The 26,697-nt window shown below is 49.9% G+C and carries 29 protein-coding genes and 1 riboswitch; of the genes, 17 read left to right on the plus strand and 12 right to left on the minus strand.

From position 1 onward, the window contains the following. Window position 1: 1 nt before the first annotated feature. Genes ASF99_RS16610 through ASF99_RS16630 form a run of 5 tightly spaced genes read right to left on the minus strand, consistent with a single transcriptional unit; the run spans window position 2 to window position 4,877 of the window. Window positions 2–1,219: a dihydrolipoamide acetyltransferase family protein gene (locus tag ASF99_RS16610; protein WP_200934670.1), complete on the minus strand. Its 1,218-nt coding sequence runs from the start codon at window positions 1,217–1,219 to the stop codon at window positions 2–4. Window positions 1,220–1,232: 13 nt separating this feature from the next. After that, entirely contained in the window at window positions 1,233–2,231 is a 999-nt protein-coding gene (locus ASF99_RS16615; protein WP_055970149.1) for an alpha-ketoacid dehydrogenase subunit beta, read from the minus strand. 1 nt (window position 2,232) lies between these two features. Continuing rightward, a complete protein-coding gene (gene pdhA / locus ASF99_RS16620) occupies window positions 2,233–3,282 on the minus strand; it encodes a pyruvate dehydrogenase (acetyl-transferring) E1 component subunit alpha (protein ID WP_055970153.1) in 1,050 nt (349 codons plus the stop codon). Window positions 3,283–3,295: 13 nt separating this feature from the next. After that, window positions 3,296–4,438 (minus strand): Glu/Leu/Phe/Val family dehydrogenase, encoded by a 1,143-nt coding sequence (locus ASF99_RS16625; RefSeq protein ID WP_055970155.1) that lies wholly within the window; start codon window positions 4,436–4,438, stop codon window positions 3,296–3,298. Window positions 4,439–4,475: 37 nt separating this feature from the next. Then, window positions 4,476–4,877: a thioesterase family protein gene (locus ASF99_RS16630; RefSeq protein WP_023466986.1), complete on the minus strand. Its 402-nt coding sequence runs from the start codon at window positions 4,875–4,877 to the stop codon at window positions 4,476–4,478. 331 nt (window positions 4,878–5,208) lie between these two features. On the opposite strand from ASF99_RS16630, the gene ASF99_RS16635 reads away from it, so the two are divergent. From ASF99_RS16635 to paaX, 12 genes are all read left to right on the plus strand, one after another. Next, window positions 5,209–6,486: a phenylacetate--CoA ligase family protein gene (locus ASF99_RS16635; protein WP_055970158.1), complete on the plus strand. Its 1,278-nt coding sequence runs from the start codon at window positions 5,209–5,211 to the stop codon at window positions 6,484–6,486. An 18-nt stretch (window positions 6,487–6,504) separates the two neighbouring features. Beyond that, window positions 6,505–7,476, plus strand: a complete 972-nt coding sequence (gene paaA, locus ASF99_RS16640) for a 1,2-phenylacetyl-CoA epoxidase subunit PaaA (RefSeq protein WP_023466990.1) — start codon at window positions 6,505–6,507, stop codon at window positions 7,474–7,476. Between the two features lie 14 nt (window positions 7,477–7,490). Continuing rightward, window positions 7,491–7,835: a 1,2-phenylacetyl-CoA epoxidase subunit PaaB gene (gene paaB / locus ASF99_RS16645; RefSeq protein WP_023466991.1), complete on the plus strand. Its 345-nt coding sequence runs from the start codon at window positions 7,491–7,493 to the stop codon at window positions 7,833–7,835. Beyond that, complete coding sequence (gene paaC, locus ASF99_RS16650; protein ID WP_055970161.1) at window positions 7,832–8,617, plus strand: 1,2-phenylacetyl-CoA epoxidase subunit PaaC; 786 nt, start codon at window positions 7,832–7,834, stop codon at window positions 8,615–8,617. The genes paaB and paaC overlap by 4 nt, the downstream gene beginning before the upstream one ends. Window positions 8,618–8,631: 14 nt before the next feature. Beyond that, a complete protein-coding gene (gene paaD, locus ASF99_RS16655; protein WP_035399031.1) occupies window positions 8,632–9,126 on the plus strand; it encodes a 1,2-phenylacetyl-CoA epoxidase subunit PaaD in 495 nt (164 codons plus the stop codon). A gap of 15 nt (window positions 9,127–9,141) precedes the next feature. After that, window positions 9,142–9,465 carry an EthD family reductase gene (locus ASF99_RS16660; RefSeq protein ID WP_023466996.1) on the plus strand — a complete coding sequence of 108 codons (324 nt, stop codon included), beginning with the start codon at window positions 9,142–9,144 and terminating at the stop codon, window positions 9,463–9,465. Beyond that, window positions 9,443–10,222 carry an enoyl-CoA hydratase/isomerase family protein gene (locus ASF99_RS16665; protein WP_023466997.1) on the plus strand — a complete coding sequence of 260 codons (780 nt, stop codon included), beginning with the start codon at window positions 9,443–9,445 and terminating at the stop codon, window positions 10,220–10,222. The genes ASF99_RS16660 and ASF99_RS16665 overlap by 23 nt, the downstream gene beginning before the upstream one ends. A gap of 5 nt (window positions 10,223–10,227) precedes the next feature. Further along, on the plus strand, window positions 10,228–11,736 hold the full coding sequence (locus ASF99_RS16670) for an aldehyde dehydrogenase family protein (RefSeq protein ID WP_055970164.1): 1,509 nt from the start codon (window positions 10,228–10,230) through the stop codon (window positions 11,734–11,736). A gap of 75 nt (window positions 11,737–11,811) precedes the next feature. After that, complete coding sequence (locus ASF99_RS16675; protein ID WP_055970167.1) at window positions 11,812–12,678, plus strand: 3-hydroxyacyl-CoA dehydrogenase; 867 nt, start codon at window positions 11,812–11,814, stop codon at window positions 12,676–12,678. Then, window positions 12,675–13,883, plus strand: coding sequence for an acetyl-CoA C-acyltransferase (locus ASF99_RS16680; RefSeq protein WP_055970170.1), 1,209 nt, complete (start codon window positions 12,675–12,677; stop codon window positions 13,881–13,883). The genes ASF99_RS16675 and ASF99_RS16680 overlap by 4 nt, the downstream gene beginning before the upstream one ends. Next, window positions 13,880–14,647: an enoyl-CoA hydratase-related protein gene (locus tag ASF99_RS16685; RefSeq protein WP_055970173.1), complete on the plus strand. Its 768-nt coding sequence runs from the start codon at window positions 13,880–13,882 to the stop codon at window positions 14,645–14,647. Before ASF99_RS16680 ends, ASF99_RS16685 begins: the two co-directional genes overlap by 4 nt. Window positions 14,648–14,720: 73 nt before the next feature. Beyond that, on the plus strand, window positions 14,721–15,605 hold the full coding sequence (gene paaX / locus ASF99_RS16690) for a phenylacetic acid degradation operon negative regulatory protein PaaX (RefSeq protein ID WP_023467002.1): 885 nt from the start codon (window positions 14,721–14,723) through the stop codon (window positions 15,603–15,605). Between the two features lie 56 nt (window positions 15,606–15,661). Here the strand turns inward: paaX and ASF99_RS16695 are convergent, their stop codons facing one another. Continuing rightward, window positions 15,662–16,201 (minus strand): gamma carbonic anhydrase family protein, encoded by a 540-nt coding sequence (locus tag ASF99_RS16695; protein WP_035399020.1) that lies wholly within the window; start codon window positions 16,199–16,201, stop codon window positions 15,662–15,664. A 96-nt stretch (window positions 16,202–16,297) separates the two neighbouring features. Here ASF99_RS16695 and ASF99_RS16700 point away from each other — a divergent pair, with 96 nt between their 5' ends. From ASF99_RS16700 to ASF99_RS16715, 4 genes are all read left to right on the plus strand, one after another. After that, the gene (locus tag ASF99_RS16700; protein ID WP_055970176.1) at window positions 16,298–17,236 is read left to right on the plus strand and encodes an NAD(P)H-dependent flavin oxidoreductase; all 939 of its coding nucleotides are present in this window, start codon (window positions 16,298–16,300) and stop codon (window positions 17,234–17,236) included. A 135-nt stretch (window positions 17,237–17,371) separates the two neighbouring features. Further along, on the plus strand, window positions 17,372–17,800 hold the full coding sequence (locus ASF99_RS16705; protein WP_035399016.1) for a DMT family transporter: 429 nt from the start codon (window positions 17,372–17,374) through the stop codon (window positions 17,798–17,800). Window positions 17,801–17,815: 15 nt separating this feature from the next. After that, a complete protein-coding gene (locus ASF99_RS16710; protein WP_035399014.1) occupies window positions 17,816–18,484 on the plus strand; it encodes a Crp/Fnr family transcriptional regulator in 669 nt (222 codons plus the stop codon). Window positions 18,485–18,496: 12 nt separating this feature from the next. Further along, entirely contained in the window at window positions 18,497–18,979 is a 483-nt protein-coding gene (locus ASF99_RS16715; RefSeq protein WP_055970180.1) for a DMT family transporter, read from the plus strand. 53 nt (window positions 18,980–19,032) lie between these two features. On the opposite strand, the gene ASF99_RS16720 is transcribed toward ASF99_RS16715, so the two are convergent. The 4 genes from ASF99_RS16720 to ASF99_RS16735 all read right to left on the minus strand — a co-directional run bounded on the left by ASF99_RS16720 (window position 19,033) and on the right by ASF99_RS16735 (window position 23,069). Further along, complete coding sequence (locus ASF99_RS16720) at window positions 19,033–20,253, minus strand: MFS transporter (protein ID WP_055970183.1); 1,221 nt, start codon at window positions 20,251–20,253, stop codon at window positions 19,033–19,035. Between the two features lie 14 nt (window positions 20,254–20,267). Then, entirely contained in the window at window positions 20,268–20,867 is a 600-nt protein-coding gene (locus tag ASF99_RS16725; RefSeq protein WP_035399009.1) for a winged helix-turn-helix domain-containing protein, read from the minus strand. A gap of 231 nt (window positions 20,868–21,098) precedes the next feature. Then, on the minus strand, window positions 21,099–21,629 hold the full coding sequence (msrA, locus tag ASF99_RS16730; RefSeq protein WP_023467010.1) for a peptide-methionine (S)-S-oxide reductase MsrA: 531 nt from the start codon (window positions 21,627–21,629) through the stop codon (window positions 21,099–21,101). A gap of 95 nt (window positions 21,630–21,724) precedes the next feature. Beyond that, a riboswitch (SAM riboswitch) is annotated at window positions 21,725–21,828 on the minus strand. Window positions 21,829–21,890: 62 nt separating this feature from the next. After that, entirely contained in the window at window positions 21,891–23,069 is a 1,179-nt protein-coding gene (locus ASF99_RS16735) for a M20 metallopeptidase family protein (protein ID WP_035399007.1), read from the minus strand. Window positions 23,070–23,146: 77 nt separating this feature from the next. On the opposite strand from ASF99_RS16735, the gene ASF99_RS16740 reads away from it, so the two are divergent. After that, window positions 23,147–23,440: a putative quinol monooxygenase gene (locus ASF99_RS16740; protein ID WP_055970186.1), complete on the plus strand. Its 294-nt coding sequence runs from the start codon at window positions 23,147–23,149 to the stop codon at window positions 23,438–23,440. Window positions 23,441–23,495: 55 nt separating this feature from the next. Here ASF99_RS16740 and ASF99_RS16745 read toward each other — a convergent pair whose 3' ends face one another. After that, window positions 23,496–25,850: an SH3 domain-containing protein gene (locus tag ASF99_RS16745; RefSeq protein ID WP_235515962.1), complete on the minus strand. Its 2,355-nt coding sequence runs from the start codon at window positions 25,848–25,850 to the stop codon at window positions 23,496–23,498. Window positions 25,851–25,991: 141 nt separating this feature from the next. After that, complete coding sequence (locus tag ASF99_RS16750; protein ID WP_055970189.1) at window positions 25,992–26,546, minus strand: GNAT family N-acetyltransferase; 555 nt, start codon at window positions 26,544–26,546, stop codon at window positions 25,992–25,994. Between the last annotated feature and the right edge of the window lie 151 nt (window positions 26,547–26,697).

A 26,697-nucleotide genomic window follows, 5' to 3' on the forward strand; every position in this document is an offset into this window, starting at 1 on the left:
GTTAGATCAACTCCAGAAGTAGGGTAGTCGGATGTTCAATCAGTGACACGAATCGGTTCGTAAAGGCAACAGCCGTTGCCCCGTCTGCGACACGATGATCGAACGACATCGACAAATTCATCATCGAGCGAACGACGATTTGATCATTCTCATCGACACAGGCTCGTTTTTTCGTCTTATGGAAGGCAATCAGTGCTGTCTCCGGATAGTTGATGATTGGTGTTGCTCCCGTACTGCCGAGCGGACCGACATTACTCATCGTAAAAGTGCTTGGTTTTAAGTCCGCTGCGCGCAAGGCACCGTTTTGAGCACGTTGTTGCAACGCGACCAATTGTTCATGCAGTTCCGTCAGTGAGAGCTGATCGGCATGACGGATGACCGGAACCATCAACCCGTCCGGTGTTTCGGTTGCCATGCCAAAGTGGAAATCCTGCTCTAATCGAATACATGCATTTGCTTCATCGAGTTTGGCATGAAAGACAGGATACTCTTTTAAGGCAACAATCAAGGCTTTAATGAAGAAGGCGTTGACGTTGATGTTTCGTCCAGCTGTTTTCCATTCGGCACGTAGTGCGAGCAAACGCGTCATGTCGACTTCCTCGAAGTGAGTGACATGGGGAATCGTGTACAGCGACTGGGTCATCTTTTTCGCGATTTGCTTGCGAATGCCGCGGAACGGAATCGTTTCCGGTAAGGTTTGTTGGTACGTGACCTCTTTAATGATCGGCGAAGCTGTCTCTTGTGGAGCAGTAGCAGTCTGGACGAAGCGAAGCACATCGTCCTCGGAGACGCGACCTGATGGATCGGAAGCCATGACAGTTTCGATATCAATCCCGTGATCACGAGCGATTTTTCGTGTATATGGTGTCGCAAGGACCCGTTTTGCTGGAGAAACTTGAACAGGTGGGGCGGTGACAGCAACCGATGCTGGTTCGGGAGCGGGCGACGCTTCAGGTGTTACCGCGACTGGCATGTCGGAAGCGTTACTTGCTTCGATGTGCAATAACGTCGTACCGACTTGCACCGTCTGACCGACCGGGATGATGATTTCCTTGACGATTCCGGAGACGGGAGCCGGTAGTTCGGCGACCATCTTATCGGTCGCGACCTCGACGACCGGTTGATCCGTCGTGACATGGTCTCCGACTTGAACGAGGTAATGGGCGATTTCACCTTCTGTCATTCCTTCACCGACATCATGTAATTTAACTTCGATCATGGCATTCAGCTCCTTAAAACTCGACCGTACGCTGAATCGTCGCAAGGACACGTTCTGGCGTCGGAATGTAATGGTCTTCGAGGGCGAACAGCGGGACCGGAACATCAAAACCGGTCACGCGGGCAATCGGTGCCCGTAAATAAAGAAACGCCGTATCGTTGATCAACGTCACGAGATCATTACCGAGACCACCCATCGCTGCGGCTTCATGCACGATGACGGCACGACCTGTCTTTTGAACGGAAGTAGCGATCGTTTCCCGGTCGAGCGGATAGAGCGTCCGTAAGTCGAGGACTTCGCAAGAGATGCCGCGTTCCTGTGCAGCCGTTGCTGCCTTTTGAGCTACTTGAACCATTGCCCCCCAGGCGATCAACGTCACGTCTGTTCCTTCGCTGACGTAGCGTGCTTTTCCAATCTCAACGGTATACGATTCGCTCGGTACGACTTCTTTGAATGAGCGATAACTGCGCATCGACTCAAGGAACAACACGGGATCTGGATCTTCAATCGCAGCAATCAATAACCCTTTTGCATCGTATGGCGTCGCCGGACAGACGACCTTGAGACCAGGCATCGATGTAAAGAGTGCTTCCGTGCTGTCGGAATGGATTTCCGGTGCCCGGATGCCGGCACCATAAGGCGCACGAATGACCATCGGTACACTGTACCGTCCCATCGTCCGCATCCGGATCCGGGAGACGTGCGTCATGATTTGTTCATAGGCAGGGTAGATGAAGCCAAGAAATTGAATCTCGACGATTGGTTTAAAGCCATTGATGGCAAGACCGATCGACGTACCGACGATGCCGGCTTCACTGAGCGGTGTATCAACGATCCGGTCTTCCCCAAACTCTTCCTGTAAGCCGTCCGTCGCTCGGAAGACACCACCGTTTTTTCCGACGTCTTCTCCAAGGACGAGTGTCGTCTCATCCTCCGACAATTTTGTCCGCAGGGCATCCGTGACAGCTTGAACGAGTGTCATCTCTGTTTGACGATTGATTGGTGTTGCCATCTCATTTCCCCCTTGCTAGCAGATACGCTTCTTTTTGTTGCTGGACATCAACCGGTAAGGTCGCGTACGTATGGTCGAACAGATCATTGACGTCTGGTGCCTTGAATTGCTCCATCGCAGTTACTGCCGCTTCGACTTCTGCCTGGTGCCGTTCCTGTAGCTGTTGCATCCAGGTTTCGTCAAAGTAGCCTTGATGTTTTAAGAACTGTTCAAGTCGATCGAGCGGATCGACCCGGTCACGCGAGCGAGCTTGATCCCGGTATTTCGTTGGATCGTCTGCTGTCGTATGCGCACCAAATCGCCATGTGACGGCTTCAATCAATGTTGGTCCACCGCCAGAACGGGCACGCGCAACGGCTGCTTGCATCGTGAAATAGACGGCAAATGCATCGTTCCCATCGATCCGGACGCTTGGCATCCCGTAGGCGATCGCTTTTTGTGCAATCGTCTCGGAATGCATCTGTTTTTCGATCGGAACAGAAATCGCGAATTGATTGTTTTGGTTGAAGAGGATAACCGGTGCTTGGAAGACACTGGCGAAGTTCATCCCTTCGTGGAAGTCACCTTCAGACGTCGCCCCGTCACCAAAGTAGGCGACCGCAACGTTCGTCGTACCTTTTCGTTTTTCCGCCCACGCGGCGCCGACGGCATGCGGAATTTGCGTCGCAATCGGAACGGCAGGAGGGAAGATGTGTTTCTCAGATGGCACGCAACCTTCGACACGACCGTTCCAGTAGAGCAGCGTCCGAACCATGTCAGCGCCAAACGTCAATGTCGCACCATGATCCCGGTACGTCGGAAATAACCAGTCTTGATCGGACAACGCGAGTGCACTACCGACTTGAGCGGCTTCTTGTCCTTCGAACGGTGCATAAGTGCCGAGGCGACCTTGACGTTGTAGGTTAATCGCTTTCCGGTCGAACGTCCGAATTCGGTGCATCTGTTCATACAGGGTGAGGGCGAGCTCTTTTGTCAGATCGTGTTCTTTTGATGCGTCGATGAGACGACCTTCTTCATCGATGATGCGTTGAATCGGAAAATGTTGCTCCATGTCAGTCCCTCCTTCAGTGGTTACGGATATCCCATTTTGGTTTTGTCGTGTTCGTGAAAATGTTGTTATGCTTCGCTCGGATCTGCATCCGTTTTTCACACATCCGGTTCGCCGCTTCGACCGTTGTGATGTTTTCTGCTTGCGACTCCTTGAAGACTTCGAGCACTGCGTCGTAGATGTGGCGTGTCTTTAAGAGAACCCGTTCATGATTCGCTCCATAGAGTTCGTCTGCTACTTGGATCAGACCACCACCATTGACGATATAGTCTGGGGCATATAAGATGCCGCGATCCATCAAGACGTGAGCAAGTTGTTCTTCCGCGAGTTGGTTGTTCGCCGAACCACAGATGGCTTTGCACGGTAAGAGAGCAATATTTTGGGCGTGAATGACACCACCGTATGCACACGGAACAAAAATATCAGCATCCGTCAGATGGATTTCGTGAGGCGAGACGACGCGAACCGTGCCAGAAGCCATTTCAGCTTGGGTTACGATTGCTGCGAGTGCGGCTTCATTGACGTCAGAGACATAAATCGTCGCCCCTGCGAGCAACAGTTGTTCTGCGACCTTAAAGCCGACTTTTCCGAGTCCTTGGATCGCATAGGTTGCCCGACTTAAGTCGTCTGAACCGAAGAGCGTCTCGATCGTCGCTCGAAGCCCGTAAACGACACCTTCAGCCGTCGGAATCGATGAATCACCACTACCACCAAATGCTTCCGGAATGCCGACGATCCGTGATGTTTCTCGGCTAGCATGGACGAAATCATCCATCGTCGTGCCCATGTCTGTTCCCGTGTAGAACCGACCACCAAGCGAATCGACGAAGCGACCGAAAGCACGGAAAAGCTCCGGTGATTTATCCGTCGCTGGATTACCGATGATGACAGCTTTACCACCACCGAAATCAACGTCAGCGGCAGCGCATTTATACGTCATACCGCGTGACAAACGCAGCACATCGTCGAGTGCTTCATCAACAGAAGCGTAAGGCGCCATTCGACATCCGCCGAGAGCAGGACCGAGCGTCGTATCGTGAATCGCGATGATGGCTTGTAACCCCGAGACAGGATCGTTGCAAAAGACGACTTGTTCGTGACCCGCGATTTTTTCCATGATCGAGAGCGTTGGATTTGTAGATGGATTTAACATGTTCATAGTAGAGTCCTCCTCTATCAAATATAAGTAAGCGCTTTCATTTTGTTGGAACGTTATTTTGTAATTTTTCTTGAATCCGGCTTTTTTCTAAAATGAATTGTGTGACTTCCCCTGTACCGATGATCGTTTGTCCGTCTCGGACTTCGATGCTAGCATCAACGCGACGTGATGTCATCGCAGTTACTGTAGCGGTAACGATCAATCGTGTTCCTTCAGCTGCCATACCAAGATGCTTCAGTGAAACTGCACCCCCGACACCTTCTTCACCAGCTTCTAAGTAAGGCAAAATCAGTTGACGTGCTGCCCATTCCATGTGATAAACCATCGAAACGGTGGAGTATGCAGGATGAACGAGCTGACCTTCAAATCGTGCAAACATATCTTCTGAGACGACCGCTTGAATCTCTGCTGTATCCCCGACAGCTAATCCTAGTTTCATCGTGATCCCCTTTCACAACACCGAATCTTTATTCAATCAAGTGGTCTTACCAAAAATAGTATAACACTTGTCACACGATATTTTATCAACCCGTTACAAAATGAGCAAATCATTTCAGAAATATTTTCCAAAAAAAGACTCTCGATCATGAAAAATAGCTTTATAAGCCAATTGATTTACTGATAAAGTGCGTTGAAGTGATAAAGTGAGAATCGTTTGGGGGCATTTAACAAAACAAGATTGACAACATTGTGAACGTATCGTACGTTAAACGTATAACTAAAAATAAACGACCGTTTAATTATTGTATACATGATGAGGAGGTGCAGGTATGTACGATCAACATCACGAAACGATGAATGCGCAAACGCGGGAGCAGCTGCAGATGGAGCAATTACGTCAAACGATGGAACACGTCACGCGCGTCCCGTTCTATCAAGAACGTCTGCAGACATTGCAGATGACGGCACATGATTTTCAAACGATCGAAGATCTACGAAAATTTCCGTTCACATGCAAGCAAGATTTACGCGATCATTATCCGTTCGGGCTATTTGCCGTCGAACGAGAACAGGTCACCCGAATTCACGCCTCGTCTGGTACGAGTGGTAAACCGACCGTCGTCGGGTATACGCAAGAAGATTTAGACGACTGGGCAGGTGCCGTGGCACGTAGCTTAGTCTTAGCCGGTGGATCATCAGCCGACTTGTTGCACAATGCATACGGCTACGGACTGTTCACAGGTGGACTCGGTCTTCATGCAGGTGCTGAAAAACTAGGTATGACAATCTTGCCGATTTCCGGCGGTAATACGGATCGCCAAATCACATTGATCGAGGATTTCCGACCGGATGGCATCTGTGGGACACCTTCTTATATCTTGCGATTAGCAGAGCGCATGATCGAACGGGGCATCGATCCACGAAAGACAAGCATGCGTTACGGCATCTTCGGAGCTGAACCATGGTCGGAAGAGATGCGTCAGACACTCGAACAGACCTTTGATCTACAGGCATTCGATATTTATGGACTCAGTGAAATCATGGGACCAGGTGTCGCGATGGAATGTCAGGAGCAGGCAGGTCTGCATATCATGGATGACTTATTCATTACGGAAGTCGTCGATCCCGTTACGGGGGAACCGGTACCAGATGGCATGGTCGGGGAACTCGTTTTTACAAGCTTGAAAAAGAAAGCGCTTCCAATCATTCGTTACCGGACAGGTGACTTAGCATCGATCACGCACGAAGCGTGTGCTTGTGGTCGGACGACGACACGGATGTCACGTGTCAAAGGGCGAACGGACGACATGCTGATTATCCGAGGGGTCAACGTCTTCCCGTCAGAAATCGAGCGGGTTTTACTCCAACAGCCGGACGTGACACCGCATTATCAAATTCATCTCGTGCGTAAAGCAGGACTCGATGCCGTTGAGCTACATATCGAATTCGAAAACATCTCGGAGCGACAAATGCGTTCGATATGTGACGCCATCAAGTCGGAATGCCTCATTTCCATTGATCTCGTCTGTCACCCGCACCAAGGGTTACCACGATCGGAAGGGAAAGCCGTTCGGATCGTTGATCGACGCTCGACATCACTCGTCTGATTCAAAGGAGGAACTAGCATGTATGATGCAACACAACTGTTCGAACCCGTCCAACTGACGGAAGAAGAAAAATTAGCACGCTTTAAGGAACGAATCGAGCAAGGTGAAAAGATCGAAGCCGATGACTGGATGCCTGATTTTTACCGGGACACGCTAATTAAATTGATTTCGATGCATGGTATCAGTGAAATCATGGGTGCGCTTCCGGAAAAAGAATGGGTTCCAAAAGCACCATCACTTCGCCGGAAGCTCGGCATCATGGCGAAGGTCCAGGATGAGATGGGGCATGGACAACTGTTGCTTCGTGTCGTCGAGGATTTGATGAAACCGTATGGCAAGACACGCGGGGATTTGATGGATGATTTGTTCACAGGACGATTGAAGTTCCACAACGTCTTCCACATGCCGACGCGATCATGGGCCGATGCCGGGATGATCGGTTGGCTCGTCGATGGTGCGGCGATCATCACGCAGACAAACATGCTCGGGGCTTCGTACGGTCCTTACGCACGGGCTTTGCAACGAATCTGTGCGGAAGAGGTCTTCCATGCGCAACACGGAGAGTCGATCATCATGGCACTCGCGGAAGGAACACCGGAACAGCGGGCGATGATTCAGGAATCACTGGATGAGTGGTGGGAATCCTTGTTGATGTTCTTTGGACCAGCCTCGAAAGAGACGACCGGGACATCAAAACAGGACGTGACGATCGCTTATAAGATTCGGACGAAAACGAATGAAGAGCTCCGACAAAACTTCTTTACGAAGTACGTGCCACGGATTCGTTCACTCGGACTCGTCATTCCAGACCCGACGTTACGTTTTGATGAAGAGACAGGGCAATGGGAATATGCGCAGCCAGACTGGACAAAATTCAAGACAATCATCCAAGGGGGAGGACCACGTTCGAAAGAGCGACTGGATCTGCGCCGGACATCTTATGAAAATAACGCCTGGGTACGGGATGCACTCGCTGAAACGAAGGCATGAGAGGGGAAAGCACGATGAACGAGACGTTTTATCACGAATTCGAAGTCTTTAGCAAACGGACGCCGAACGCGGCGTTCACCCATCAATTCAGCTTGCTCGCTCCGAACAAGGAGATGGCACTGTTGATGGCGCAAGAAAACTTCATGCGCCGGGAACCGGTCGTCGACATCTGGGTCGTTAAACGCGAAGATATCCGTGGTTTATCACCCGATGAGAAGCAGATGTTACAACGCCTTGATAATAAGGACTACCGGACGACGAAAGGGTACGGCTACTTGAAGAAAAAATGGCGTCATTACGAGCAACAGATGCTCGATGAAAAAGAGATCATGTCTTGGCAAGGAGGCGATTCCAAATGACTGAACAAGAACGGACGGTACTCGCTTCCTTACTCTATCAACTCGCGGATGATGATTTCCTTTACGCGTATCGTGGTTCGGAATGGCTCGGACTCGCACCGCATATCGAAGAGGACGTCGCTTCGTCGTCGATTGCGCAAGATTCGATGGGACACGCGGCGATGTATTACCAACTTCTCGAAGAACTTGGCGAAGGAAATGCTGATGCATTAGCTCATGTCCGACTGGCGCATGAACGAAAGAATTCGATTCTCGTCGAACGTGTCAACGGACCTGGCTACTACATGGAGAAGCCTGAATATGACTGGGCATTCGCCGTCGTACGGAACTATTGCTACACGGTCGCGAAAAAGATCCGGATTGATGCTTTGAAGTCGAGCAGTTATGAGCCACTCGCTACGGCTGCCATCAAGATCAACATGGAGCTGTACTATCATTTGCTGCACTGGCAAACGTGGTTTACCCAGCTTTATCAATCGACGGAGACGGCGCGACAGAAGATGGATGCAGCCTTAGAAAAAGTCCTCTATGACTTCGGTGACATGTTCGATTATGGCGAACACGGTCAATTGATCGAAGAGATGCGGTTGATCGAAGGGCAAGGTATTTTACTCGATCGTTGGTATCAGACGATCACACCGTTACTCGTCGAATTGAACGTGACGCTTCCGGAAATGCAGATGACGCGTAACGGGCGGGACGGCGATCATACGGAAGATTTGAATGACGCGCTTGCGACACTCGGAGAAGTTTACTTGATTGATCAGACCGCGACGTGGTGAAAGGAGAGGGAAGCATGACGACGACACTCCAGGATGCAATCCGGGAAGCCCTGAACGGGGTGAAGGATCCGGAAATTGATAGCGTCAGTATTTTAGATCTTGGTATGGTCGAGACGATGGACGCGGAAGCGACGGAGCATGGTTACCTGGTGCGCGTCACGCTTCTCCCGACGTTCCTCGGTTGCCCGGCGCTTGAAATCATTAAAAAAAACACCGAATCTGCCTTGCAGGTGATTCCAAATGTCGAACAGGTCGACGTCCAGTTCCGGTTTGATCCACCGTGGACATCAGACCGGATCACGGAACAAGGCATGCAAGGATTGAAGGAATTCGGTATCGCTCCTCCTCGGTTTGAGCAAGGGAAGTGGGAGATTGACTGTCCGTATTGTGGATCGACGTATGTGACGATGGAAAACTTATTCGGACCGACAGCATGTCGAAGTATTCTCTACTGTAAATCGTGTAAAAATCCATTCGAGGCGATGAAACCCGTCTCTACTCTCATGTGAAGGAAGGTAATCAAGATGGCAAAATTAATCGCACTGTACAAACACCCAGAAAACAAGGAAGCATTCGATCAGCACTACTTTGAGGTCCATGGTCCATTGACAGCAAAAATTCCAGGACTACAAGAAATGAATGTCACGAAAATCGTCGGCTCACCGATGGGCGGGGACGGAAAGTATTACTTGATGTGCGAGATGGTCTATGAAAGTCAGGAAGCGATGCAAGCAGGCATGCGTTCGCTCGAAGGAAAAGCGTCCGGGAAAGACTTGATGAGCTTTGCGGGGGATCTCGTCACATTGATGATTGGTGAAGATGTCCATGCCGACACAACAGTACGTTAAGACGGAAATGGTCGATCGGATCGGTCGGATTCGACTCGACCGAACGGCACGATACAATGCGCTGAACCGAACGATGGTCCGGGAAATCGTCGAGGCGATGGAGACATTCGACCGAGACGAACGGGTGACGGTCATCGTCTTGACCGGAAACGGAAAATCGTTCTCAGCGGGCGCCGATATCGAGGAGATGCTCGAGGCGACACCGATCTCGATGGAACTCCTCGATCCGTTCGCAGACTGGGACCGGATCAGTCGAATCAAAAAGCCGATCATCGCGGGTGTCCACGGTTTCGTCCTTGGCGGCGGCTTTGAACTGGCACTCGCTTGTGATTTAATCTACGCCGATCCCGAGACACAGTTCGGATTTCCGGAAGTCGGACTCGGCGTCATGCCAGGAGCAGGCGGGACGCAGCGCTTGACGAAATGCATCGGTCGGACGCGAGCGCTCGAGTGGCTCTTCACCGGAGACCGGATGAAGGCAGAGGAAGCGGAACGACTCGGTATCATCAACCGGGTGACGGCTGATGTCGAAGCGACGGTGCTGGCGATGGCAGAGCGGTTATCGAATCAACCGAGCATGGCGTTGCGACTGATCAAGGACGCAGCAAACAAAGCCGTTGATTTATCGTTACAGGATGGGATGGAGCACGAACGCCGTAACTTCTATCTCTTGTTCGCGACAGCCGATCAAACAGAAGGCATGCAAGCATTTCTCGAAAAACGATCACCGATTTTCAATCAACAGGAACAGGAGTGAATACAATGTCGACAGTACATGAAAAAACACTTGAAATGAAACGGTCCGTCTATCATTTGCTCATCAACGGCGAACAAGTCGAGGGTGCAACAGGCGAGACGTTCAAAACATACAATCCGGCAACAGGCGAAGTGATCGCGGAAGTCGCAAAAGCATCGAAAGAAGACGCCGATCGCGCCGTTCAAGCGGCACGCGATGCGTTTGATCACGGGAAGTGGAAGATGTGGCCGGTCGGGCGTCGGGCACAAGTCTTGAATAAGGTTGCGAGCATCATGCGTTCCCGCTTCAACGAAATCGTCGAACTGGAGATTCTTGATACAGGGAAATCACTGGCAGCGGCGCAAGGACAAGTCACGCAAGCGATTGAAGACTTTGAGTTCTATGCGGGTGCGATCGTCGGTCACCGTGGTGTCGTCAATAACGTACCGGGACAATTCCATAACTACACGGAAAAAGAAGCGGTCGGTGTCTGTGCACAAATCATTCCGTGGAACTATCCGTTAATGATGGCAGCTTGGAAAGTCGCACCAGCAATCGCAGTCGGTTGCTCGGTCGTCGTCAAACCAGCGACATTGACACCGTTGACAGCGATCATTCTCGGTGAGATTTGTCTAGAAGCTGGTGTACCAGCAGGTGTCGTCAACGTCATCCCGGGATCCGGACGCGAAATCGGCAACCATCTCGTCGAGCATCCTCACGTCGATAAAGTCGCCTTTACGGGCTCGACGCCAGTCGGTAAAGACATCATGGGACGTGCGTCCGAGACGCTAAAACGAGTCACACTCGAACTCGGTGGGAAATCACCGAACATCGTCTTTGAAGACGCGGATGTGACAGCAGCCGTTGATGGTTCGTTATTCGGGATCTTCTATAACAGCGGTCAATCGTGTGAAGCGCGCTCGCGCCTGTATGTCCACGAAGAGATCTACGAAGCGTTCATGGAACAGTTCGTCGCGAAGACAAAACAACTCGTCCTCGGTAACCCATTCGATAAAGGAACACACGTTGGAGCGATCATCGACCAACAACAAGTCGACGTCATCGATGGATATGTCCAGTCGGCGAAAGCGGATGGCGCAACGATCGTCACAGGAGGTCACGCGACAGCACCAGAAGGATACGAAAAAGGATTTTGGTACGCACCGACGATCATCACGGACGTCACACACGAGATGAAAGCGGTCAATGAAGAAATCTTTGGACCGGTTGTCGTCGTCATGCCGTTCAAAGATGAAAAAGAAGCAGTTCGTCTAGCAAACGATACATCGTTTGGACTCGGATCAGCCGTTTGGACAAAAGACGGCGCGAAAGCGACACGTGTCGCAAATCAAATCAAAGCCGGCATCGTCATGGTCAACTGTCCGTTCTCTGCCTTCCCGGGTACACCGTTTGGTGGCTATAAACAATCGGGCTTCGGTCGAGAACTCTGTATCGAGACGCTTGATCTGTACACGGAAACAAAAAGTATCTTGTCGTACTACGGCAGTCGTCCACTCAATCCGTTCGGACTATAAGCAAGAGGGAAGGCTGGAGTTCCGTCGGGAAGTCCAGCCTTTTTTTAACAGCACAGGGGATAAGGGGGAATTCAGATGGTAGAACAAATCGTCGTCGTCGGATCCGGTGTCATGGGACGTGGCATTGCGTACGTTGCCGCACACCGCGGATTTCAGGTGACACTCGTTGATATTAAAGAAGAATATGTCGAAAGTGCCTATCGAGAACTCGAGCGCATCGCAGAGAAAGGAATCACGCGAGGGAAGATGTCCGCGAATGAGGTCGAGGGATTGTTCGATCGACTGCATCTGTCGACCGACCTAGCTGAGGCGGCACAACAAGCGGATCTGGTCATTGAAGCAGTACCGGAACAACTTAGCATCAAACAGCAAGTCTTTGAAACGCTAGAAGCGAATGCACGTCCGGACTGTTATTTCGCGACGAACACGTCGACGATGAGTCCAACGGAAATTGCGTCCTTTACGAACCGGGCAGACCGGGTCATGGCGATGCATTTCTTCAATCCGGTCCATCTGATGCCACTGATCGAGCTCGTTCGTGGTCTTGAGACGTCGGATGAGACGGTCGCAGCTCTTGAGCAGGTGGCGCGTCAGATGCAGAAGGAAACGGTCGTCATCCGCGAGTTTCCGGGGTTCGTGACTTCGCGGATCAGTGCGCTCGTCGGAAACGAAGCGTTCTACATGTTACAAGAAGGACTCGGGACAGCAGAAGAGATCGATAAAGCAATCAAACTCGGCTTAAACTATCCAATGGGACCATTCGAACTCGGGGACTTAGTCGGACTCGATACTCGGCTCCATAACTTAAAGTATCTGCATGAGAAGCTCGGCGAAAAATACCGTCCGGCACCACTGCTCGAACAGTATGTCAAAGCCGGACGACTCGGACGTAAAACCGGTCGTGGCGTCTATGACTATACGAATCGCGAGGTGACATCATGAAACGGGTCGCCATCATCGATGCCGTTCGGACACCGATCGGTCGCTATAACGGCGCATTGCGTCAGGTTCGTCCAGATGACTTAGGAGCACGCGTCATCGAAGCGTTGCTTGAGCGTAATCCACAAGTCGATCCGAAGACGATCGAGGAAGTCATTTTCGGTAATGCGAATCAGGCGGGAGAAGACAATCGTAACGTCGCCCGGATGTCGGGACTACTAGCTGGTCTACCGGTCGAAGTCGCCGGTACGACGATCAATCGCTTATGTGGATCAGGACTGGATGCCGTCATCGCGGTGGCGCGTGGGATTGCCTTAGGTGAAGGTGATATCTATATCGCTGGTGGAACGGAAAGTATGACGCGTGCACCGTTCGTTCTCGCGAAGCCGGATCAAGCCAACCCACGGGGTAATCAGACGATGTACGATACGACGATTGGTTGGCGCTTCGTCAATGATCGTTTAGCAGATCAATACGGAACGGATTCGATGCCGGAAACAGCTGAGAACGTCGCCCGTCAGTACGGAATCTCGCGCGAAGCACAGGACGACTTTGCGTTCGAAAGCCAACAACGCGCGAAACGAGCCATCGAGGCAGAGCGCTTCACGGACGAACTGGTTGCGGTCACACAAACGGACCGGAAAGGCAACGTCAGCGTCTTCGACCGCGATGAACATCCTCGTCCCGAGACGACACGTGAGAAACTGGCGACACTTCGTCCATTATTCCCAAGTGGTACCGTGACGGCGGGGAATGCATCTGGTGTCAACGACGGTGCGTCGGCGTTGTTATTGATGAGTGAAGAAAAAGCAAACGAACTCGGTTTGACGCCGCTCGGGTATTACCGGGCGAGTGCGACGGCAGGGGTCGAACCTGCCATCATGGGGATTGGACCGATCGACGCGACGAAAAAAGTCCTCCGACGGGCAGGGTTGACGGTCGAACAGCTCGATCAAATCGAGTTGAACGAAGCGTTTGCGGCTCAAAGTCTTGCCTGTATCGAAGCACTTGGTTTACCAAGCGAAAAAGTCAACGTCAACGGCGGTGCGATCGCCTTCGGTCATCCACTCGGTGCGAGTGGGGCGCGGATTTTGACGACATTATTGCATGAGATGCGCCGGACGAACCGGACGTATGGTCTTGCGACGATGTGTGTCGGAGTCGGACAAGGGATCGCACTTGTCGTCGATCGGGAGGGACTCGTATGATTCACTTAGAACGAGAAGGCTATACCGCAATCGTCCGGATTGATCGTCGAGAACGTTTGAACTGTCTCGATTATCCGACGCTTGTCGCTTTGCAAGAACAGGTCGATGCGTTATCGGTCGACCCGGAAGCGCGGGTCGTCCTGTTTACGGGAACGGGGAAAGCATTTAGCGCCGGCGCCGATTTAAAAGAACGCGTGCATTTAAACGAAGAAGAAGTCCGGCGCAATGTCCTTGCGATCCGGAATGTCTTCACTTCGATCGCACAATTGCCGCAACCAACAATCGCAGCCGTCAACGGTCACGCGCTCGGCGGTGGGTTCGAGTGGATCCTTGCCTGTGATTTCCGTTTTCTCGTCGAGGATGCACTCGTCGGCTTGACGGAAACTAGCTTCGGGATCATTCCAGGAGCCGGTGGAACACAACGCTTGCCACGACTGATTGGGGAGACGCGGGCAAAGGAATTGATCTTCACGGCGAAAAAAATCGATGCGATGACAGCAGAACGGTACGGACTCGCGACAGCCGTTGTTGCCCGGGAAGCGTTGATGACGACGTGCCTTGAGTTTGCTAATCAGATGTTACAGAATGGTCCGATTGCCTTGCGCCAAGCGAAGCGAGCGATTGATCAAGGGCGGGATGTCTCACTCGAAGAAGGACTACAGCTCGAAACAGAAGCTTATGAAGTCGTCATTCCGACGGCTGATCGTCAGGAAGCGCTACAAGCCTTCGCTGAAAAACGACCACCACGCTTTGAAGGAAGATGAGGATGGTCGACGTTTGAAATAACCCGTATACTAACGATACACACTATGAACGACTGAAGAGAGAGTGAATACCATGAGTGCGAACACCCAATCGATGATCTTTACGATTTACGGCGATTACATTCGCCATTACGGCAATCAAATCTGGGTCGGGAGTTTAATTCGACTCGTCAAAGAGTTCGGACATAACGAGCAGGCCGTTCGGGTCGCGGTATCCCGAATGGTTAAACAAGGCTGGCTCGTCTCCGAGAAACAAGGAAATAAAAGCTTCTATTCATTGACACCACGTGGGGTGGAACGGATGGAGGAGGCCGCACGCCGGATCTACAGATCAACACCGCACGACTGGGACGGGAAGTGGCGGACGCTGATGTACACGATTCCGGAGGATAAACGCCAGATTCGCGATGAGCTCCGCAAAGAACTGACGTGGAGTGGGTTTGGCAACTTATCGAACGGCGTTTGGATCTCACCGAACCCACTTGAAAAAGAGGCGGAACGATTGATCGCGTCGTACGAGATCGAAGAGTATGTCGATTTCTTCGTCGGTGAATACCACGGTCCGAAGCAGGATCAATCCCTTGTCGAGCGTGCGTTTCCGCTGGAAGAATTGCAGGAGCGTTACGAGACGTTCATTACGGATTACAGCCGGCAATACATCGTCCATCAGAGTCAGCTCCAACTCGGAGAAATGACGGATGAACAGTGTTTCGTCGAACGGACGATGCTCGTACATGAATACCGGAAGTTTCTATTCACGGATCCTGGATTACCGCAAGAACTGCTACCGGATGCTTGGAGCGGACATCACGCGGCGCTCTTGTTCGAACAATATTACCGATTGCTCGCACAACCAGCGAGTCGGTTCTTCGAATCAATCTTTGAAGAGACGCACGATGTGTCGCAACGCAGTGCCTCGTACGACGCGGCGGAACATCCGCTGTTTGCAGAGCGGTGAGCATTTATTCGAATGAAAAGAGCGGGACGGATCAGTTGATCCGCCCCGCATTCGTGTCATTCAGATGTGTTCTGTTCAGCTGATTCTGCGAGAATGTTTCGGAAAGCATATCCTTTATCGACGTAAGAATCAATCGACTCCTGAATCATCGCGAGATCCGCTTCTGTTAGTTCACGCACGACTTTACCGGGAGAGCCGATGATCAGCGAACGGGGTGGGAAAACTTTTCCCGATGGAATTAACGTATTCGCCCCGATGATGCATTCTTCACCGATCTCTGCATGATCAAGAACGGTCGCACCCATTCCGACGATCGAACGACGTCCGATTTTGCAACCATGTAAAATCGCGTTATGTCCGACCGTTACTTCATCTTCAATGACGACGGGTGCCCCTTCATAGAGATGAATCGTCGCGTTGTCCTGGATACTGCATCGTTTCCCAATTGTAATCGGTCCTTCGTCACCGCGTAAGACAGCGTTGAACCAGACGGTAGACTCGGAACCGATCGTGACGTCTCCGATCAGATAAGCGCCAGGAGCGATGAACACATCGGAGGCGACGTTCGGATGAATCGATTGATACGGAATCTTCATAACAGAATGACCTCGTTTCTATAATATAATAAGATGAACTACTATTCATTCCATGTCAGTATAGCATGTGAGTGAAGGCGAGAACGGAGGAAAGACATGTTTCCGATTTGTGAGCTCTTTAAAATTCGATATCCTTTGATCCAAGGAGGAATGGGTAACATTAGTCATGCGGCGCTGACGGCAGCGGTTTCGAATGCCGGGGGACTCGGAACGCTCGGGTGCGGGACATTGTCGGTCGACGAAGTGGCGTCGCGGATTCGCGAGACACGAATGCTGACGGATCAACCATTTGCCTTGAACATTGCGATTCGTGTGTCTCCCTATACAGAAGCACTGATTGATCTCGCGATCGCAGAAAAGATTCCGGTCGTCTCCTTGTCGGCAGGAAATCCAGCACCTTACATAGCGCGACTTCAAGCTGCTGGCATCAAAACGATCGCGGTTGTCGCTTCAGTCAAACAGGCGTTAAAGGCAGAACAGGCAGGCGCTGATATACTCGTAGCGGAGGGAGTTGAAGCGGCAGGTATCAATTCACCGCTCGAGTTGACGACGCTGACCTTGATTCCGCAACTCGTCGATCGGATCAACATTCCGATCCTGGCAGCGGGTGGGATTGGTGACGGGCGTGGACTAGCAGCTGTTCTGTTGCTTGGTGCGGCTGGTGCCCAGCTTGGAACACGATTGATCGCGACGGAAGAGGCGAAGGTTCATTCGGCATACAAGGCGCACTTAATGGATGCGACCGATACCGATACACGCATCATCGGACGTTCCGTCGGATTCGTCCGACGTGTCCTTGATGGTCCTTACGTCGAACGACTCACAGCAGAGACACCTGCTGCTTTTCTCGATCAGACGAATGAGTCGTATCATATTACAGGCGCTCTTGAAGGCGATGAAGAGAAAGGATATGTCAACGCTGGACTGGTTGCCGGTTTGATTCGTGATGTGCCAACGGTTGCTGAGTTGTTTACGCGCATGATGGCGGAAGCAGAGGAACAGCTGAAGCGGACGACTGCTCGTTTTGCGACATGAACATACAATGATGACCCGTAAACCCGCTTGTGGAAAGCGGGTTTTTCATGTTTTTTTGAAAACGGGACATTTGTCCTTTTCAAGTGAGGCACGAATAAGGTCTACTCTAGTGTAGAGATTAAAGGAGGAGATGACGTGCAAGGAGTCGTGTTTGCTTTGATGAGCGGTCTGTTCATCGCCCTGCAAGGTATATTCAATGCGCGCCTTGCGACAGGCGTCGGACCGTGGTTATCCGTATTGATCGTCCACTTTGTTGGTCTGATGGGTTGTTTAGTCATTTATAGCTTCGTACGAGATCGGAAAATCGGCGGATTCCGTCAGTTACCGTGGATTTATGCGAGCGGTGGTTTGATTGGCGTGCTAGTCGTCGTAACGGAACTCACAGCGATCCAAAAACTCGGGATGACATGGGCGATGTGTTTGTTACTCGTCGCGCAGATTTTATGTGCCTTTCTGATTGATTTAAAAGGATGGTTCGGTGTCTTAAAAAAACAAGGAAATCGTGGTCAGTGGGTTGGTGTGGGTCTCATGCTTGTAGGAGTTGCGATTTTCTCACTTGCCTAAAGGGAGGGAACGAACATGGAAACCGTCATCCAACAATATGGACTGGATACGATTTTGACGGAAGAGACGCGCGCTTGGTTGCGTGAAGAAACCTTCCGAAAAGGAGAACTCCTCTGTACGACCGGTGCGACAATCGACCGGATGTACTTCATCGTCGCAGGCAAGGTCAAGATTTCTGCTGCTTCGTCAGAAGGGAAACAACGGATTTTACGATTCAAAACACCACTGACAGTGATTGGTGACGCCGAGTTCATCAATGAACGAGAAGTGTTGAATACAGTTGAGGCGGTGACCGATGTCGATGTGTTGAGCGTGCCGTATGCGATTTTACGCGAGCACAATACGACGAATGTCTTTCTGCAATTCTTATTACGCACGATCACAGCGAAGTGGTATGCCGATTCGAAATCAGCGTCGCACCACGTACTCTATACGGTCGAGGAGCGATTTGCAGGCTACTTATTATCGATTGCGTCCGAAGCTAGTGACAGTTTGTTTTATCAGGAGATGCGGACGTCGAACCTGCATGACGTTGCTGACTGGCTTGGAACAAGTTATCGCCATCTCAACCGGATCATCACGAAGTTGTGTGAAGAAGAGATTCTCGTTCGACGACGTGGGAAAATCATCATCGTTGATCTGGAGCGGATTCGCGAGAAGGCGAACGGCAATAGCTATGAGTAAGGAGGAACGAACATGGTAATAGGCATCGTGTGTGCCGTATTGGCAGGGATGTTGATCAGTTTACAGACGGTATTGAACGCCCGGATGAGTGACGCGTTCGGTGCTTGGGCGACAACGACGTTGGTCTTCTTCGTTGGCTTCATCGGAGCAAGTGTCACGTATGTTCTGTTTCGTGGTGGAACAATCGGGCAGATCCAAAACGTATCGCCACTCTATTGGTTTGGTGGACTTGTCGGTGTCGGCGTCGTTTTTTGTGTCATGCGTGGGATTCAGTTGCTTGGTCCGTCCGTCGCGATCTCTGTCGTTCTGATTTCGCAGTTAAGCTTTGCTCTTGCTGTTGATACGTTCGGCTGGTTCGGTTTACCGCAAATCGACTTATCATTCGGTCAGCTCGTCGGTCTCGCTGTCATGGTATGTGGGATCTTCGTTTTGAAGCGGTATCAAGTCGTGGCGCCGGAACAACAGGCAAAGGATCAGATAGAACGTGTTTCGTAATAACCGAATACAGAACAAGGACGGTGGCATTCCAATCCACTGTCTTTTTTTGACTAGTTTTCGACCTGGATCATGCGTTTTCTAAAATAAAGCGAGAGAACAATAATGAGAAGACCACAGTACAACATGATTGTCGTGATCGAAACGTGAAACGACAGTAAAAACGAAAGGAGCGCGTAAGATAATGGAACGAGACCATTTGACGCGGCATTCACGACACTCATGACACGTCCCATCGTCTGTTCCGCACACTGAGACTGGATGAACGTAATGAAGCGAATATTGATGATGGAAGAAAGGACACCAAGTGATAACAGGACGATCAAGTACAACGAAATCTGTTGGACTTGACTAAGCAGGAAGAGAAGCAGACCTAATGCGCCAATCAATCGGACTGATGAAGTAAGCCCGTTTTCTTTCTTCTGCGTAAAACCACTCCAGAGCGCCCCTCCGAGCATTCCCATTTGATAAGCCCCTTGCATATAACTTAAATCCATCGCATCTCCTTGAAGCACATCATGGACGAGTAAGGGAATTCCGAGTAAGAGTGGTCCAAAGAAAAAGAAATTGACACAGATGACAAGAAAAAGTGTCTGCTTGAGTTGCTGAAAGTGAAAGACGTAATGTAGCCCTTCTTTTAGTTCAAAGAGAGCTGAATGCTGACGTGCTCGCTTGATCTTAGATTCACGAATACCATACGTGAAGAGAAGCGTCAGACAGAGTGTTCCGAAAATCACGAGAAAGACGTACGAGTAAGAAGAATGGCTGAGGATGACTCCACCAAGAATCGGACCTGAAAAGAGAGCGATTTGATTAGATGTCTGAATCAATGAATTGGCTTTAGTGAGCTGTTCTTTCGGAACGAGTGTAGGCAGTAAGGAAGCATTCGCCGGCGAAAAGAATGCATCCACACTACCGAATAGCAAGGCGAATCCTAAAATCGTCAGCAATGTAAGCTGATCGGTATGAAGTAATGCGAGAAGACAGAGAATGAAACTGATCCGTAAAGCGCTCGAGATGCGCATGATCGTCGAACGTTTATAGCGATCGGATAGGACGCCACCGAATAACATGAGAAAAATACGGGGTAACAAGGTGGCCATGAGGATGAATCCGAGATATGACGCCTGGTTTAGCGTATGGATGACATACCATTGTTCAACAAATAAATAGGTTGATAGGGAGAGGGCAGAGCACATACTGGACCCCCATAAAAATAAAAAAGATCGATTTTTAAACAGCGATTGTTGCGTATCCATTTCAACAGGCAGCATATGGCACCTCCGGTTTAGACGTCGTCATTCTCAAATAGTGGTTCATCAATTGCAAAGGCAGTCGTCATGATATAGAAGTGTTTTTTATCTTCTTCGTCTAGTGAAGGGGACCGTGTGAACTCGTCCAATAGAGCACGATATTTGGTAGCAAATTGCCGAAAATTGGCTTCAGACATCGTCAGTTCCTTTTGAAGCGATAAGCTCATCCAGTCTTCAACGTTTGAAGAGACAGGAGAAAAAGCAGTAGTTGGAGCGGTGAGGACGCGTGTCTTTGCTCGGTCCAATACCTCAAGATACGACTGCCGGGTCGCTTCATTCGTCTCGACGAAGTTCAGTAGATGATCGGCAGGAATGTAGCCTCGAGCAATCGCTTGATAGTATTTCAATAGATTGCCGCCCTGTTCTTCCGTCCGGACGAGGCGAATCAAGTCATGCTTTTCAAGTTCTCGTACATGATAGAGGATCTTTGCGCGGGATAACGTCAGCAAGTGGGCTAACTGATGTACCGTATGTGGTTTTTCGACGAGAAACATGAGGATTTTTGTTCGTAACGGATCACTGATCACTTTTAACTGTTCATAGCTCTCTAATATGTGAATCGCTTTTTGTTCCATGCAATAATCTCCTTTTTAACCGGTTAATTTTTATTAACCGTAAAACAAAAGACTTCATTTGTAAACGATTACAAATTTATGTGAGGGTGTTGGTAAAGAAGACACCATTTGTTTACATACAAAAAAACTGACTCCAGTGACATCTCGGTCATCCTCCACTTTCTACTGGAAAGTAGGGGAAGAACGAGATGTTTGAAATCAGTCTCAGCTACTGTATGTGGTTCGAGGTGATTAGACCGTCGTCGTATCTTTCCATTCCTGCTCGATGAAAGCATCGCGACCAGAGGCAGCACGATCTTTTTTATAGTGTTCTGGATTTTTCTTATGGAAGTCTTGATGGTACTCTTCCGCCGGATAAAATTCAGAAGCGGCATCGATCCGCGTCACGATGGGTTGTTTAAAACGATTGCTTGCAGCAAGGGCGTCACGGGAAGCGATTGCTGCTTCATGCTGCGCATCCGTATGATAGAAAATCGCTGGTGCGTACTGCGTGCCACGATCTTGGAATTGACCTTCTGCATCCGTCGGATCCGTTTGTGGCCAGTAGAGTTCGAGCAGACGCTCGTACGGGAATAGGCTCGGATCAAACGTGATTTGGACGACTTCGAGATGTCCCGTCGTTCCTGTTTTGACTTGCTCATACGTCGGATTGTCGACGTGACCGCCCATGTAACCTGATACGATTCCCTCGATTCCTGGTAATTCTTCAAATGGTGTCACCATGCACCAAAAACATCCACCTGCAAATGTTGCTTTTTCCATCCGTCTCTTCCTCTCCGTGGGAAATTCCCATTGTATGTCTGACAGCGAGAAAAACGAAAACGACTCCTTCGCTTGGTTGCAAAAGGAGTCGCCGCTTTTTATCAACCAAAGCTTTCGCTTTGCTGGTCGTAGCACCTTGCTATACGCAGGTTGCTGGGACGTCATCGATCCAGATCTCTCGGTCCACTCTTGATAAGGGTATATGAAGTTGATGTCATTCGTTATCATTGTTGTGATGATACCATTCACATAGAAATAAAGTCAATCCTTAGGTTTCAAGGCACGTAAAACCGTCGCTCCGAGTGTTTTCGCACCAACCAATAACGCTTGTTCGTTGATCTCGTACTGTGGATGATGCTGTGGATGATTGATGCGACCGTCCGTATATCCGGAGCCGGTAAAGAAGTAACTTCCCGGGACGTGTGTTAGATAATGTGCAAAGTCGTCCGCCGCCATCATCGGTGTGAGTGACCGGACAGATGCTTCCGGTAAGAAAGAAGCAGCTTCCTGAACGAGTTTTGTCTCGTCCGGATGATTCCAAAGCGCCGGGTAACCCGTCGTGAAGTCAATCGAATAAGTAGCACCGATGCCGGCACACGTCGTTTTGGCGACAAGGTCGACTTCTTGTCGGAGCTGATGCCGCAGGGTTTCATTGAACGTCCGGATCTCCCCGACGATGCGTGCTTCACCCGTGACGATGTTCGGCGCCGTTCCTGCGTGGAAGGATCCGATTGCAAGAACAGCGGGTTCGAACGGATCGACCCGTCGACTGACAAGGTGTTGTAAGTTACAGACGAGTTGTGCCCCAGCGACGAGCGCATCTTTTGTTTTGTGCGGTGCCTGGGCATGCCCACCTTGACCATGAACGATGATTTCGAATTCGTCGATCGCACATAATGTATGTCCTTCCCGAAACCCAATCGTACCAACCGGTAAATCATTTTCGAGATGTGTCGCGAAAATCGCATCGACGCCTTCGAGAACGCCGGCTTCGATCATTTGGATGGCTCCGCCAGGAAAGACCTCTTCTCCATGCTGATGAATGATTCGAATCGTTCCTTGCAATTGATCCCGTAACGGATAGAGCGTAGCAGCAAGAGCCATCACCATCGCCGTATGCCCATCGTGTCCGCAAGCATGCATGACACCGGGATGGATTGACCGGAAAGCAAGTGTTGTCTCTTCTTGAAGTGGTAAAGCATCAAAATCTGCACGGACCGCAATCGTTGGGCCAGGGTGTTTGCCTTCGATCGTCGCAACGACACCACGACCTCCGACGGCTGTTTCGTGAGGGATGCCCCGTTCCGCGTAAAAGTTTGCAATTCGTTCTGGTGTGCGGACTTCCTGAAAAGAGAGTTCCGGATGTCGATGGAAATCACGCCGTAACGCGATCATCGTCGGTTCGAATTGTTCGAGTGCTTCAAAAAGTTGAGTTTGCATCTTCAAGCTCCTTTGACGTGTGTTTTTTCGTGAAAATGGGTACAGATACAGGTAATCACGAAAGGGGATAATGAAACATGGGAGAAATCGTCGTCAACGCTGTACTTACAATCAAAGCAGGACTCGCGGATCAAGTCTTTCCGATTTTAGAAACGGTCTATCATGCCGCACAAAAAGAGGAAGGATGCTTACGCTATTCCTTGCACCAATCGATTGAGGATGAGCATCAATTCATGCTGTATGAAGTGTATCGTGATGAAGAGGCGCTCGAAGCGCATATCGCATCCGATCACTATAAAGCATACCGTGAACAGATCGAGTTATACTTGATGGATCGACAAGTAACGAAATACGTCGAGATGACATTCTGACGTGTTGCGATAAGAAGAGACGAACCCGTCGATTTCGACGGATTCGTCTTTTTTATTACATCGATTTGAAGCCGAGGAAATGTTCTTGCCAACGCGGTTCATAAATCGAATTGATTTGGAGCTGTGAACCGCCCGCATGGATGAAGTGTTCGCTATCGAGCATGATTCCGATATGCGATGGACCATCCGTGTAGGTGTTCTGGAAGAAGACGATATCCGAGCGTTTACCACTCGAGATACTCGTCCGGCGATTCGTAAAGAAAGCACCGTACCAGTAGCCGCGAACGTTCGTCCGACCACCGTATTTTCCAGCCTTATTTGTCGCGTAGTGAATCAAACCGGAACAATCGAAGCCACCGTTCACGGCATTTTGCGATCCCCATGTGTAAGGTGTACCGATATGTTGGACGGCTGCTTGAATCAGCTTTTCACCGCGCGTGTTATTCTTTTTAATGACCCGTTTATCGGACGTAATCGTCACAGCTGAGACCGGAAGATAGACGGGTGTCCAGCCTGACTGGATGACATAGAAGTTTCCGACCCGGTGACGCGGATAAACACGTTTGCCTTGCTCAACGAGTCCGCTGCCTTTTGGACTGGTTGGACTCGAAAAGAAGGATGTCGTCTGTTTGACGGTATAGATTTTCGTTCGATTGATTGCTTTTTGTGTCAGTTTCATATCGGGTTTGCTCGTGCTGATATAAGGGTTGAGGACGTAACCCGTTTGACCGCTGACTAAGCGAACTTGCCAAAAATCATCATCAATTGATTTCAGACCAATCAATTTTGTCCCTTTTTTCAAATAGGCAGCTGGCCGACTGTAAGCGACGTCAGCAGAGAAGAGTGGCGTTTGGTCCAGATGGACATAAAACGTTGTCCCTTTTTTCGCTTTTGCTTTTGGTTTATTTAGTCCGATCCGACTCGAATCGACGAAACCAAAGATATTGTTATATTTGACACGTGTAAAATAACCGCTTTTTCCATAGATGGTGATCGATTTTCCTTTTTTCAACGTACCGATTTTTTTACCCGACAGTTTTGCCTGTGACCGAATGACGACGTCGTCCTCTGTCACGTAACGTTGACCGGTAACGTCATACAGATCCGGCTTTTTCGTGACGAGATCACTCGTCTTGACGTAACCATAGACCGTCCCTTTTTTTAATCGTGTGTAACTACCGCTCGTGCCGTAAATCGTTAGTTTATCAGCTCGTTTGACAGAATACATCATTTTACTTTTCGTTGAAGCAGACGTATAGACGGACAAGTTGCGTTTGGCGTACCGTGTTCCGGTTGCGGCGTATACTTTTTCACTACCAAGATCAGCTGTTTTAACGTAGGCATGGACTCCGCGGAAAATAATTCGACTGTAGACGCCACTTTTACCATAGATCGTTAATAAAGTATTTGTTTTTTGTTGATCGATTATGGAGCCGGAAGCATTCGGTGCACTATAGATCGGTGTAGCGCGCTGAACATAGAGGCGTGCGGTCTTTGGATAGTATTTCAACGTACCGAGATGTGTCGTCAATACATAGGCATACTCGTCGTTTCGTTTGATTCGTGTAAATGAACCCTCGACGCCGTACGTCTGAAGAGAAGTATTCACAGGAAGCGATTGTACGACTTCTCCTTTTGTAGTCGCAGTGGCATAGACCGTCGTCTGCTGTTGGACGTAACGCACTCCTGTTTCTGGATGACTCACGACCTGCGTATCAGCTAAATCAGTCGTCAATACGAAGGCGTAACCGGTCTTAGTCGCCACACGTGTAAAAGTACCCGTCGTTCCGAACGTTTCGAATGCTTGATTTTGAGTGACGGCAGTCTTCGCGCTCGTCGTCTTCGGCTCAACGAAAAGAGAAGTCGCTCGTTTGGCATAACGCGTCCCAACCAATTTCGGAAGTTGCTCGAGTTGTGTCGTTGATACATAGACGTATTGCTCGTTCCATTTCAGACGCGTGAACGTGTCGAAGGTGCCGTATGTATCGATTCGCTGATAAGCGGGAAGTGTCGTCACGACGGTGGGATCAAATGGTGAAGCAACTAATGAGAGTGAACTTTTCGACATCAGCGTTGCTTGTTTTTGAAAAACAGGTGCTGTTTGCGTTAACGCGTTTGTTGCGACATAAGCAGTACCTTCTTGCCAACTGACACGAGTGAAGTCACCGTCCGTACCGAGTGTCTTGAATGTCGTTCCTGCTGGTAGTTGTTGGATGACCGTTCTGGAATCAGCCGTTTGTAGCAACGCAGCATCCTCTTTCAAATAAGCCGTCCCGGTTGTCTCGGTGACTGTTTGTGTTTCTGCTGTCGGTTGAACAGGTGGCGATTCAGCAAAAGCGGGTGCGGATAAAACCGAGCTCAACATTAACGTTGCGGCAAGTCCAGCAACATGAGCAGTCCATTTTTTCATCAAGAGGTTCACTCCAATTCTTAAAATTTGTCATTATGAATAGTGTAGCATGCGCTTGTTTAAAAATTGATAAAAATCAAAAAAATAGGAGGTTGTTCATGAAAAAACGGTATGCCTCGGCACACCGTTTGAAGTCATATGTTAGTTATCTTGTTCGTGATCCACTTGCCATTCCCAGTCGAGCATGCCGTAAATCAAGGAATCACGCCAGTGGTCTTCGAGATAGACCGTCTCGCGAAGCTGTCCTTCCTTCGTCATGCCGACCTTTTGCAAGACACGTTCGGAAGCGACGTTTCGTGGGTCACACGTTGCCGTGATTCGGTGTAGTTTTAGTTTTTCGAAACCGAATTGGAGAAGGAAAGAGGCGATTGACGTCGCGTATCCGTTCCCCCATTCATCAGGCGAGAGGACGTATCCGATTTCGGCGATTTTATTCTCAACGTCTGTGATGACGAGTTCACCGGCACCGATGACGACGTCACTTGGAAACGTCACGGCAAAGACATAACGACGTCTTGGTGTCTCGAGTTCACTTTCAAGCGCATCGTGTAGGAATTGTTTCGTATCCGTTTCGGTATTCGGTCCCCACGACTGGAATTGACTGACGATGGGTTGTGAGGCATAAGCGTGAACCGCTTCTACATCTTCTGGTGTAAAACGACGAATCCGAAGTTGATCATTGATTTTATAACGCATGCAGCATCCTCCTCTTTCAGATGAAGTCACTTTGATTCTATTTGACAGATGGGGAACGGATTCCTGTTTGACACGGGAAAAAGGGCGTGCTAGGGTGGTTGTATCGAATGGAATAGGGAGTATCCTCTAGGGTTCCGTACGGCTGGACCGA

Origin of the sequence: Exiguobacterium sp. Leaf187, from assembly GCF_001423925.1 — a bacterium.
GTDB lineage: Bacteria > Bacillota > Bacilli > Exiguobacteriales > Exiguobacteriaceae > Exiguobacterium_A > Exiguobacterium_A indicum.